At 47.7% G+C, this 12,423-nt stretch carries 9 protein-coding genes, 2 pseudogenes and 1 riboswitch; of the genes and pseudogenes, 5 read left to right on the top strand and 6 right to left on the bottom strand.

Features of this window, described 5'->3' with window-relative positions:
* Positions 1-4 precede the first annotated feature (4 nt).
* The 4 genes and pseudogenes from AC3IPL_RS09370 to AC3IPL_RS09355 all read right to left on the bottom strand — a co-directional run.
* Complete coding sequence (locus AC3IPL_RS09370) at positions 5-469, bottom strand: S-ribosylhomocysteine lyase (RefSeq protein ID WP_489240801.1); 465 nt, start codon at positions 467-469, stop codon at positions 5-7.
* Between the two features lie 12 nt (positions 470-481).
* Positions 482-1,628 (bottom strand): annotated as a pseudogene (locus AC3IPL_RS09365) (bifunctional cystathionine gamma-lyase/homocysteine desulfhydrase).
* 11 nt (positions 1,629-1,639) lie between these two features.
* Complete coding sequence (locus tag AC3IPL_RS09360; protein ID WP_489242340.1) at positions 1,640-2,536, bottom strand: PLP-dependent cysteine synthase family protein; 897 nt, start codon at positions 2,534-2,536, stop codon at positions 1,640-1,642.
* A gap of 198 nt (positions 2,537-2,734) precedes the next feature.
* Positions 2,735-3,136: pseudogene (locus tag AC3IPL_RS09355) on the bottom strand (class I SAM-dependent methyltransferase); the annotation flags it as partial.
* A 187-nt stretch (positions 3,137-3,323) separates the two neighbouring features.
* Here AC3IPL_RS09355 and AC3IPL_RS09350 point away from each other — a divergent pair.
* The 4 genes from AC3IPL_RS09350 (at position 3,324) to ldmS (ending at position 8,254) form a co-directional block, all read left to right on the top strand.
* Positions 3,324-3,995 (top strand): response regulator transcription factor, encoded by a 672-nt coding sequence (locus AC3IPL_RS09350; RefSeq protein WP_489240800.1) that lies wholly within the window; start codon positions 3,324-3,326, stop codon positions 3,993-3,995.
* Complete coding sequence (locus AC3IPL_RS09345) at positions 3,992-5,644, top strand: sensor histidine kinase (RefSeq protein ID WP_489240799.1); 1,653 nt, start codon at positions 3,992-3,994, stop codon at positions 5,642-5,644. Before AC3IPL_RS09350 ends, AC3IPL_RS09345 begins: the two co-directional genes overlap by 4 nt.
* A 52-nt stretch (positions 5,645-5,696) precedes the next feature.
* Positions 5,697-5,796: riboswitch (SAM riboswitch) on the top strand.
* A 72-nt stretch (positions 5,797-5,868) separates the two neighbouring features.
* Complete coding sequence (locus AC3IPL_RS09340; protein ID WP_489240798.1) at positions 5,869-7,068, top strand: M20 family metallopeptidase; 1,200 nt, start codon at positions 5,869-5,871, stop codon at positions 7,066-7,068.
* 4 nt (positions 7,069-7,072) lie between these two features.
* Positions 7,073-8,254, top strand: coding sequence for an L-aspartate--L-methionine ligase LdmS (gene ldmS / locus AC3IPL_RS09335; protein ID WP_489240797.1), 1,182 nt, complete (start codon positions 7,073-7,075; stop codon positions 8,252-8,254).
* Between the two features lie 337 nt (positions 8,255-8,591).
* On the opposite strand, the gene AC3IPL_RS09330 is transcribed toward ldmS, so the two are convergent.
* A complete protein-coding gene (locus tag AC3IPL_RS09330) occupies positions 8,592-9,215 on the bottom strand; it encodes a pentapeptide repeat-containing protein (protein WP_489240796.1) in 624 nt (207 codons plus the stop codon).
* Complete coding sequence (coaW, locus tag AC3IPL_RS09325; protein WP_489240795.1) at positions 9,205-10,017, bottom strand: type II pantothenate kinase; 813 nt, start codon at positions 10,015-10,017, stop codon at positions 9,205-9,207. The genes AC3IPL_RS09330 and coaW overlap by 11 nt, the downstream gene beginning before the upstream one ends.
* Positions 10,018-10,335: 318 nt before the next feature.
* Between coaW and AC3IPL_RS09320 the strand changes: the two genes are divergently transcribed.
* Positions 10,336-12,423 (top strand): (Fe-S)-binding protein, encoded by a 2,088-nt coding sequence (locus AC3IPL_RS09320; RefSeq protein ID WP_489240794.1) that lies wholly within the window; start codon positions 10,336-10,338, stop codon positions 12,421-12,423.

Here is a 12,423-nt window from a genome sequence, read left to right as displayed (position 1 = left end):
ATCATTAATCCTGATAGATGACTGCCCACTCATCTTCTTTAGCGAGCATGTCTGATGCTAATTGTTGTGCACCTTCTAAACTGTGGCTTGCTGCCCAGCCGCACTGTACTTCGTTGCAGGCTGGAACTTCTGTCGCTGCGAGTACATCTTTCAGTGTGTTTTCCAGTATGCTGAGGACGTCATCATAGTTATCGTGATTGATCAATGACAAGTAAAAACCGGTCTGGCAGCCCATCGGTGAAATATCAACGACTTTGTCTGAATGGTTGCGGATATTTTCAGCCATCAAATGTTCAAGTGAATGTAATGCCGGCATTTCCATATGTTCTTTGTTCGGCTGCTTGAAGCGGATGTCATATTTGTGGATGACATCGCCGCGTTGACCTTCTTTAATTCCGGCAAGACGGACAAATGGTGCCACGACTTTTGTGTGGTCGAGGTTGAAGCTCTCTACGTTCATTTTCTGCATAGTTGACACTCCTTATTGAATGGCTGCAAAGCCTTGTTTTAAGTCTTCTAGTAAATCTTCGCTGTCTTCGATGCCGACAGAAATTCTAACGAGTCCATCAGTAATGCCCAGTTCAAGACGGCGTTCGCGTGGAATAGAGGCGTGAGTCATCTGGCTCGGTACTGAAATCAAGCTTTCTACGGCGCCGAGTGATTCAGCTAATGTGAAGTATTTCAATGATTTCACAAGGGCTTCTGCTTTTTCTTTAGAACCGACGTCGAATGAAATCATGCCGCCGAATCCTGATGCCTGGCGTTGTTGGATGGCAAGCTGTGCATCGTTCAACTGGCTTGGATGGAAGACGTTTGTTACAACGTCATTATGATTCAAGTAGTCGACAATTTCAAGCGTTGTTCGCTCTGTCTGTTCCATGCGGATGGCAAGTGTTTTAATACCGCGTACTAACAGGAAGCTGTCCTGTGGTCCGAGTACACCACCGACTGAGTTCTGGATGAAGCCGATACGTTCAGCTAAATCAGCATCTTTCGTTACGAGCAGTCCTGCGACGACATCGCTGTGTCCGCCGATATATTTCGTTGCGGAGTGCAGCACGATATCTGCGCCAAGAATCAAGCGGGTTCTGGAAATAAGGGGTCATGAATGTGTTGTCGACGACCGTGATTAACTGATGCTCACGAGCAATTTCTGCCATGCGGGCAATATCTGTCACGTTCAACAGCGGGTTAGTCGGTGTTTCGATGTACAGCATTTTTGTCTGCGCTGTAATCGCATTTCTCACGGCTGCTTCGTCTGTCGTATCAACGAATGTTGATTTGACCCCGATACGGTCGAATACTTTTGTGAAGACTCGATATGTCCCGCCGTACACATCTGAACCAACGACAATATGGTCACCGGCGTTCAGCAGCATCACTACAGTTGATACAGCTGCCATCCCTGAACCGAACGCAAAGCCGTCAGTACCGTGCTCGAGGTCTGCGATTAGTGATTCAAGCGCAGAACGCGTCGGGTTTTTTGAGCGTGAATATTCATAGCCTTGTCTTAAGTTGCCGATGCCGTCCTGTTTGTACGTACTTGTCTGATAGATAGGAGGGGCTACTGCTCCTGTAAATTCATCTGTTGTGTGACCGCCGTGGATCATCATAGTTTTCTTTTTCATAGTAACGCTCCTTAGTCGAATATATGTTGTGATAAATAACGGTCGCTCGCGTCAGGGAAAATGACGACGATGTTACCTGTCACGTGGTGTGCCTGGTTCAATGCGGCAATGAGTGCAGCCCCTGACGAGCTGCCGACGAGCAGACCTTCCTGCTGTGCCAGCTGTTTGACCGCATCAAATGCTGCGTCATCGCTGATTGTTTCAATGGCGTCGATGGATTCTGGTTTGAGAAATGCCGGCCATACTTCGACGCCGATGCCTTCAGTACGGTGTGCACCGCTCTCGCCGCCGTTTAAGATAGAGCCTTCTGGTTCAACGATGACTGTCCTCGTGCCGGTTGGTTTCAAGCGTTCAGCAAGACCGGTAAATGTCCCGCCGCTACCTGCACCAGCGACGATCATCGCGACGCTGCCGACAGCGTCAGTGATTTCATTTGTAAGTTTATCATAACTTGCTGGATTATCTAATGTTTCGAACTGGTTCGTATAATAAGCGCCGGTCTCATCGGCATAAGCTCTCGCCGCTTCCCGTGCACCGAGCATGCCGTCTGCCGTCGGTGTATGGATGAGTTCTGCTCCGAGCGCACGCATGATGTCCTGCTTCTCTATGCTGAACTTCTCAGGAACATAGACGCGCAGCTTCAAGCCGTGAGTCTGACACGAGAGGGCGAGCCCGATACCGGTATTGCCGGCCGTTGCTTCAACGACTTCACCAGTTGTGATGTCACCGCGGCGCAGTGCCTGCTCGATGATATTGCGACCGAGGCGGTCTTTGACTGAGCCACCGAGATTATACATCTCTAGTTTGGCAAAGAGTCGGACGTTATCAGGCAGTTCGAAGGCCGTCAGTTCAACGAGTGGTGTATCACCGATCAAGTCTTTCGGCCGCTTGACAGTCTTCTTCGTCAGCAGCTGCAGATGGGTGAACTTATTGAGCTGAATCGCTTCGTAGTCGCAGCCGCTCCGCCGTGCGATGCCTTCCATCGTCTCTTTCAGAGGATAGAACTCCCGGTTCAGATCTTCAATGAGGCTGTTGTAGCCGAGTGCCGCGTAATGTGCAATGATATCCTCTTTGTCTTTTGGACTGTTGAACATCGTATCCAATATGATGATGCGGCCGTCGTCACTCAACTGCTGCACATAGCGCTTGATGGCTGTTTCTTTCTCTTCATCGGTCAGATGATGGAACGCATAGGAACTGATGAATGTATCTACAGGACGCTCCTTGTAGTGCAGAAAATCACCGTGCTCAAACGTCAGTCCTGTCTTCTGTTCGCCGATAGCAGCCATTTCCGGGCTTGGTTCAATCGCAGTGACGTCCAGTCCTTTGTTCAGCAGCAGCGCCGTCAAATTACCGGTCCCTGGACCGAATTCAATGGTGCGGCCATGTGCACGCTTGGCTGCTTCTCCCAGCATAAATGCATAGTTTTCAAAGACATCTTTATATTCAGGCTGCTCACCAGATACTGCATCATCATAATCCGCTGCCCAATCTTCAAATATGTCCATAAATGATAAAGACATTATGACACCTCTTTTTCCTACTATTTAACTCGGAATTAATAATACCATGAATGGCAGGGGCTGACAATGAAATGATTTCGTAAACGGATTTACCTTAAAGTTACCTTAAAGTTACTGATGCACTATTGAATATCTTCTTCTTTAATGCTATAACAAATGGCAAAGAGGTGAGATGATGACGAGCGTTCTGATTGTTGAAGATGAGATTGAAATCGCTGAGTTGATCCGGTTCATTCTCGCAAAAGAAGGGTTCGAACCAATCGCTATTGCAACGAGTTACATGGAAGCTGTGCATCAGCTGCACATCCATTATGACACCTATATACTGGACATCAATCTGCCGGACGGCTGCGGTTACGAGCTGGCGGATCACATCCGGGCGTTTTCAAAGGCGCCGATTCTCTATGTCTCAGCCAATGTCACTGATGAAGACAAATTAAAAGGATTTGCTGCGGGTGCGGATGACTATATCACCAAGCCTTTTAATCCGCTCATTCTTGCTGCCCGCGTCAAAGCGAATGCTGAGCGCTACGTCCGGGATTACCGCAATATCCCTTTTTTCTTTGATGAGCACAAGGCGGAGCTGATGGTCGACGGGCATACGTATCATCTCTCCGGTAAGCAGTATTTATTGATGCAGTATTTGTACGAAAATCAGAACAAAGTGCTGACGAAAGAACAGATATACGAAGCGGTATGGGAGAATCGTTTCGTCGATGAAAATACCGTGATGGTCCACGTGAGGAAACTACGTGAGAAGCTGGAATGTAATCCAAGTGAGCCGAAGCGGCTGCTCACGGTGCGCAGTGTCGGCTACATACTAAAAGTAGGCATCGAAGAATGAGTATCGGGCGGAGATTTACGTGGCGCTTCATCAATTACTTTTTGCTGCTGTATGTACTGATGAATATAGCAGTCATCTCGCTCTTCATCTACTTGACAATCCGCTGGGACGGGACGCTGCTCACTGGTGACTTGACGACGGAATCGACATCGACCATGCAGTCGCTGATTCATCTGGACGGTGAGGAGATCACCATCACGGATGACCTTAAGCAGGCTTTGAAGAACAATGAGAGCATGCTGGTCATCAGAGGTGATGATGGCAAAGTGCTCAAAGTATTCAATCAGCAAGGTGAAACGCTCCACGGTCTGTACTGGTATTATATTCAGGATATGCGCACATGGTCGCTGTCACCAGACCGGCAGGCCGTGCTGATCAGCCGGAAGCCGATTGTCAAGTCAGCTGAAATGTTTGACCTCAGGCAGGACAAGAAGCTGGAACGCTATATGGACCAGCATGACATCGGGCTGTTCATTCAGAGCCCGAGAGCAAACGAGCTGACGAAAATTCACGGCAGCTTATCGACGACCGAAGTCCAAAACGCCTGGTTCCAGGATTTGAACGGAGATAACTTCAATGACTACCAGCTGCGGGAAACGATGCGGGATGGCCGCTATTATTTGTTCGTCCAGAAAAATCAAGGGGTGCTGGACAAGCAGATTATCTTTGATGAGTACGGCATATTCAAAGATCAGGCATTCATGGAGGACATCAAAAATTTCTTCCTCTGGTATTTGATCTTTTCTGTGATTGTGTTCGCGATTATTTTAGCGCTGGCACTGCTGGCAGGACATCGTCTGACGCGGCCGCTTGTTCATTTTGTCGACTGGGTGAAGATGCTGCAGAACGGGCATTACGTCGTTCCGGACAATGACAGGATCTACCGGAAGCACAAGCTGCGCCGCAAGTACCAGATGTATACATCAGTGGATGAATCCATCAAGGAGCTGACGGCGAAGCTCAAGCTCGACGAAACGTATCAGAGCCGTATCGGTAAGCTCCGCGAGGAATGGATTGCAGGAATCAGCCACGACTTGAAGACACCACTCAGCTCGATATACGGCTACAGCAAGCTGTTGACGAGCGATATTGAAATCTCGGGAGAGGAGCGCCGCCGCTTTGCGCAGATTATTGAGGACAAGGCGCTGTACATCGATATGCTGATCAAAGACTTGAACATGACGTACCAGCTGAAAAATGATTTCCTTGAATTCACCAAGGAAAAGACGCATATCGTACCGTATATTCAGCACTTTATCGACCATTACAATCAGCCCTTGAAATACGTGGATCAGACAGATGCAGTCGTAATGATTGACCGCGAGCGGATGAAGCGGGTATTGTTGAACATCATCTCGAATGCATTCGCCCATAATGACATGGTCGACGTCTGGCTCAGCACGACAGTCGATGACCAGATGCTGGTCATTGCCATCACTGATAACGGCAACGGCATCAAAAAAGAAGAGCTGCCGTATATATTCGACCATTACTACAGAGGAACGAATACGACTACTGACCATAACGGTTCAGGACTCGGACTCGCAGTCGCACAGCAGATTGTCAGAAGCCACAGCGGCAGCATTGAAGTGGAGAGTACGGTCGCTGGAACACAGTTCAGAATCTATCTGCCGGTAACATCGGAATGAAAAGGTTGACGAATACCGGTAGACATTATATAGTAATCAATAACAATTAAATCACTTATCAAGACGGATCGAGGGAAAGGCCCTATGACGTCCAGCAACCTACCTGAAGGCAAGGTGCTAACTCCTACAGCTGAAGCGCTGGAAGATAAGAAGAAGAGACATTCCTTATCTTTAAGGAATGTCTCTTTTTTTCTTGATAGTAGTGGACAGAAAGGAATTTTTTGATGACAACTCACACATATACAGCACCAGAACAGACGAAGCGGATTACAGATTATATCACGGCACATCAGGACGACATCATTAAGATCAGTCACGACATCCATTCACGGCCCGAACTCGGAAACGAAGAATATCATGCGCAGCAACTACTATCAGAACTATTGGAACGAGAAGGGTTCACGGTCGAGCGGGATATCGCAGGCCATCCGACTGGATTCATTGCGACGTACGCCGCGGAGAAGCACGGGCCGACCATCGCCTTTTTGGCGGAATATGATGCACTGCCTGACTTAGGTCACGCCTGTGGTCATAACATCATCGGAACGAGCAGTGTACTTGCGGCACTCAGTTTGAAGACCGTCATCGATGACATCGGCGGAACAATCAAAGTGTTCGGTACACCAGCAGAAGAGGGCGGCGTCAACGGCAGCGCAAAAGCGACTTACGTCAAAGCTGGGCTGTTCGATGACTGTGACGTCGCGCTGATGATCCACCCTGGTCATGAATCTTACCGCACCGTGCCGACGCTTGCAGTTGATGTATTTGAAGTTGAATTTTTCGGCAGAAGTGCGCATGCCTCTGAAAATGCCTTCAACGGCGTGAACGCACTCGATATGATGATCAGCTTTTTTAATGGGATTGCACAGCTGCGTCAACATATTAAACCGAAAGACAAAGTTCATGGTATTATATTAAATGGTGGGGCAAGTGCCAACATCGTACCGGATTATACGAAAGCACGATTCTATACGCGTGCGCTCAGCCGTCATGATTTGAATGTGCTGACTGACAAAGTGGAACGTATCGCCAAAGGAGCCGCTGACATTGCCGGCGGTCAGTTCAGACTGAATCATATTCAAAACGGCGTCGACGAATTCATCTTGAATGACCGTCTGGATGACCTGTTTGAACGCCATGCAGCGCTGCACGGTGAAGAGATTCAGCATGATGACTTTGGTTTTGGGTCGACGGATACAGGGAATGTGAGTCATGTCATTCCAACGATTCATCCACATCTCAAAATTGGACCATCTACACTGATCGGCCATACGTATGAATTTGAGCAGGCAGCAGCAAGTGCTGAAGGTGACCGTGCATTACTGCAGGGTGCCCGTATTATGGCGACGATGGCGGTTGAGCTGATTACGCAACCCGCTGTGCTTGAGGAGATCAAGCAATTACACAAACATCTGAAGGGGTAAATGAATGAATAATTTGACTGCTAAACTACCGCTGACACTCCATCAACTGTACGGAGATCAAGTAGTTTTTACGTCCCGCCCGTCATACGGAAAAAATCCGTGGCTGACGACTGAAGGACATCAATCTAACATGCTGACAGCCCGTGAATTATTGATTGCGGATATGCCTGTCATTCTTCATGAGGCCACTGTCGGCGACAAAACGCGTGCCTTATTTGCTGCAGCAGACATCGAACTGCCGGGCAACTACCGCATCTATACAGATGAGCAGTCTTACAATGCCCGCTTAAGAGAAGCAGAAGATAATGGTGAGAAAATTTTCTTCCAGTATACTCATGAAACGGATTACGTAAACCCTGAAACATCCTATATCGACCGTCCGACATTCATCGCACTGAACAACAAGATGCGGCTCGCTGACTGGACAAAAGGTAAGTTTCTGCCGCGGCGTGACATCGTCAGTGCCGATGAACTTGAAGCACAGCTCGCGAACTGGGAATATCCGTATGTCATTAAACCTGCAGACGATCATCCGACAGCTGGCGGCTATGGTGTGATGATTTGTTATAACGACGACGATCTTAAAAGAGCGCTGCAGCGTATCGGCAATGTGGCAGACGCTACAGACTTTGTCATTGAAGATTTCATCCAGGCAGAGTCGAACTACTGTGTGCAGTATGCCTATAGCGAGACGCTCGGACTGAAATACCTCGGGGCGTCTATACAGAATACGGATCAATACGGCAAGTACAAAGGCAATTCAACAGCAAGTCAAGTGCCTGACAAAGTCATCGAAGCGGGTAGAGAAATCATGCAGAACGGCATCGATGCCGGCTACAGAGGCATTGCAGGATTTGACCTGCTGGTCGACTCTGACGGCGATGTTTACGCGATAGACTTGAACTTCCGCCAGAACGGCTCGACATCATTGTTACTAGTGAATGATCTGCTGGCAGGCGAACATAAGAAATTCTTCGGCTACTATGCTGAAATTGATAATTCAGCATTCTACAGTCGGATTATGGAAGAAGTGAAGTCAGGTCAATTGTTCCCGCTTGCTTATTATGACGGCGATTATTACAGCAAGAATGAAACACCATCGCGATTTGTCGGCATATGGCATGGTACAAAAGCAGAAATTGAACTGAAAGACAGTGAGTTTACAGCATTTAATAAAGCTGAATAACAGAGGTTCAGATTCGCAGACGGTTTAAGTCTGCGGATTTTTTTGTGGTTTATGGAAGTTGGGTGATCAGGTGATTGATGTGAAACATGGCCTTCAAACACGATTAGAAGGCCATGTTTGAGAGAAAATCGAGAAATCAGGCAAAACATGGCCTTCAATCACGATTAGAGGGCCATGTTTGAGAGGAAATCGAGAAACCAGGCGAAACATGGCCTTCAAACAGAATTAGAGGGCCATGTTTGAGGAAAAATCGAGAAATCAGGCGAAACATGGCCTTCAAACAGAATTAGAAGGCCATGTTTGAGAGAAAATCGAGAAATCAGGCAAAACATGGCCTTCAATCTATCACTTCTATGCCAAACAGAGAGATAATGTCTGCTGCCTGGTATCGATTGACTGTGACGCCGACGAGATCATCTGCCTGAACCGTAATACCTTCTAAATCAGAATCACTTAAATTCAGTCCAGTAAGCGGCGTTTCTATGAATGCTGCGCTGGTGAAGCGGCATGATTGCACAGTCCATTTCTGAGGTTTGATATGGAAAAAATAGCTGTCAGTCATGTCGTTATCGACAAAATTCACGCCTTCAAATGTGCTGTTGACTAAGTTCAATAGATTCATTTTGCTGCTTTCAAAACTGACATCTTTCATGCCGACATCGTCACAGCTGAATCCTGTCATCTGGCAATGGCGGAAGCTGACTCTGCGAAAACTGATGTGTTCAAACGTCATCGTCATCAGCCGGCATTTTTCAAACATCGTATCGGTCACGTGGACTGCAGAAAAATCTCCTTCAAACTGACAGCCTGTAAAAATCATTTCATCTAATTCCCGCACCGTATCATCGAGCGTGATCACACAGTTCTTATAATGGCAGCGGCCGTCGTCACGGGTCAAACTGACGGCCTGATCTTCAATGACTACTGTACAAAGCGCTGTCTGCGGGGCTTTAAGCTTCATCGCGCAGTCTCATCGTTCCGACAGCACCGGAATACTCACCGTTTTCAATGAAATAAGGTTTGAACCCGCGCAGCACTGTATAATCCATGACGACATCACGCAGCAGGTCATTCGCTAAAAATGACGATCCGATATAGACGACGTGCGCTGTGTTGAACTCACGTGCAGCATGAATTGAGATGGTTGTCACGGTCTCGCCGACAATTCCCATGACAGCAGCAAGCTTATCTTCCGGGGTAAAGGTCATATCTACTCTGTTATGCAGCACGTTGCCGAAGTTCGCAGCAGTGAGGTCGCCCGGAATCGGGGTTTTATCGCCTTTATAGATGTGTTTGACTTTCAAATCGATCTTGTCGCGGTCGCCTGCAAGTGCCAGGCGTGTCACCTCACTGAAATCAGTAAGTCCAGTCAATAAATAGCTGAGTCCTTGAATCATTCCACCGCCGGCACCTGTCCCGCCGGCTCGGAGCTGGTTCTGTCCATCGACAAAGTGAATCGATGTTCCTGTGCCGACGTTCGCAAATATATAGTTATCAAGCGGTGTATCATGAGCTTCAAGAAAGCTCTGCAGTCCTCTGAATGTCGCATCGAATTCAATCGACTGGAAAGCTGTCTGCGGAATCAATGACTGCAGATAAGTGGCTTTACCACCTGTCAAAGAAACTTCTGCGTCAGGCATCCTGGAGAGCCACGCTGCTACGTCGTCGATCGCAGTGGACGGCTGTTTGTCGAACGTCAGCTGTCCGTTCTCTTCGATTGCAATTTTAATCAATGTTCCGCCTGCATCTATTCCAATTTTCATGTCATTATCCCGTCCTCAAGTTTTTCTGTTATTATACTACAAATGCCTCGTTAACAATGTCTTGACACAACAAAAAAAAGGAGCGGGTGCAGTCCCGTTCCTTTTTTGAGTTGCCTAGGTAAGTTAATTATAGCAGTTAAATAGAATAATTTAAATGCATTTTTAAATGTTTTATAGAAATTTTATTATATGACTGACTGAAAGAGTAAAATCACTTCTTTTGGCACCTGTTGTCAAGCGTAAGAATTTTCAGATTATTATTGACTGAATGTTCATTCATTATGTAGAATGAAGACAAAGGGGTCAAGGGGGAGCGTTATGGATAAATTGATTTACTTGAACTGGCTGTTATTTTTAGCGGTGACAGGCTATGCCGTCTATTTGTTTGTCTACTTAGTCAAAACGCGTTATCAGTTCATCAAGCTCGGACGGAAACATGAATTCAACGAAGCGCGTGATGAACGTATCAATAAAGTTCTGGTCAACGTGTTCGGCCAGAAGAAACTACTGAAGGATAAGAAGTCAGGAGTCATCCACGTGATGTTTTTCTATGGCTTTCTGCTGGTGCAGTTCGGAGCGGTTGATCTCATCATTAAAGGACTATTGCCCGGGAAACATCTGCCGCTCGGACCGCTCTATCCGGCGTTTACGTTTTTCCAGGAGCTGGTGACGCTGATGATACTCGTCGCTGTTGTCTGGGCTTTTTACAGACGTTATATTGAGAAGCTGAACCGGCTGAAAAGAGGCTTTAAAGCGGGGCTCGTACTGATCTTTATCGGTGGTCTGATGGTCACAGTGCTGCTTGCGAATGCCATGCAGCTGATCTGGAACGGTAACACAGCGCTTCACTGGGCTGAACCGGTTGCCTCGACCATGGCTTCAGTACTTCAGTTCATTCCGCAGTCTGCAGCAGCCGTGCTGTTTTTTATATTCTGGTGGCTGCATCTGCTCTTCCTGCTGTCATTCCTAGTATACGTGCCGCAGTCAAAGCATGCCCATTTAATTGCAGGACCAGCGAACGTTTATTTGAATAGAACGCGTCCGACAGGGAAACTTGACGCGATTAACTTTGAACTAGAAGACGAAGAAACAGAAGAATCAGAAGAACCGGCATTCGGTGTGTCGAAGATTGATCAGTTCACTGACAAACAGCTGCTCGATCTGTATGCATGTGTGGAGTGCGGCCGCTGTACGAATATGTGTCCGGCAACTCTGACCGGTAAGACGCTGTCACCGATGCATCTTATTACGAAGCTGCGGGATCATCTGACACTGACCGGCGCAGCTGTGACGAGTCAATCACCATGGGTACCGGCGCCGTTGTTTGCAGGAACGACAGGCAATCAGCTGGCAGCAAGCAGTACGCCTTCAGAACTTTATCATCCCGAGCTGGTCGGTGACGTCATCTCAGAAGAAGAGCTCTGGGCATGTACGACGTGCCGCAACTGCGAAGATCAGTGTCCCGTCATGAACGAGCATGTCGACAAGATCATCGATATGCGCCGTTACTTAGTGATGACTGAAGGGCGTATGAAACCCGATGCACAGCGCGCGATGCAGAACATCGAACGTCAAGGCAATCCGTGGGGGCTGAATAAGAAGGATAAGGAAAAATGGCGTGACGACTATCCGGATGTAGTTATTCCGACAGTCAAGGAGCTCGGCGACACACCTTTTGAATATTTGTTCTGGGTATCATCGATGGGTGCTTTCGACAAACGCTCGCAGAAAATTGCCGCGAGCTTCTGTGAACTGCTGAATCAAGCAGGTGTTACATTTGCGATACTCGGTAACAAAGAGCGGAATTCAGGTGACACTGTCCGGAGACTCGGCAATGAATTCCTGTTCCAGGAGCTGGCCGAAAAGAACGTCAAAGATATTCAGAAGACAGGTGCGACTAAGCTTGTCACAATCGATCCGCATGCGTATCATACGTTCAAAAATGAATATCCGGATTTCGGACTCGACATTGAAGTGAAGCACCATACAGAGCTGTTAGCAGAACTCGTTGCAGCGGGCCGACTGCAGCCGACCGAAACCATCAATGAAACCATCACTTATCACGATTCGTGTTATCTCGGCCGCTACAACGATGTCTACAGTGCACCGCGTCAACTGCTGGAATCTATCGGTGCCAACGTCGTTGAGATTAAGCGCAACCGTCAAGATGCGATGTGCTGCGGTGCGGGCGGCGGGATGATGTGGACAGAAGAAGAAGGGGAACGCGTCAATATCAACCGGACAGAACAGGCACTGGCGACACACGCCACAACGATTGCGACAGCCTGTCCGTTCTGTTTGACAATGATTTCAGACGGTACTAAAGCACTGGAAGTGAATGACCACGTCCAAACGAAAGATTTAGCGGAATTACTGAATGAATCCATTAAAAAAGGGGTAGTGTAA

It is taken from the genome of Macrococcus sp. GL_134 (genome assembly GCF_057834705.1).
This window is presented reverse-complemented; position numbering and strand designations above follow the sequence as displayed.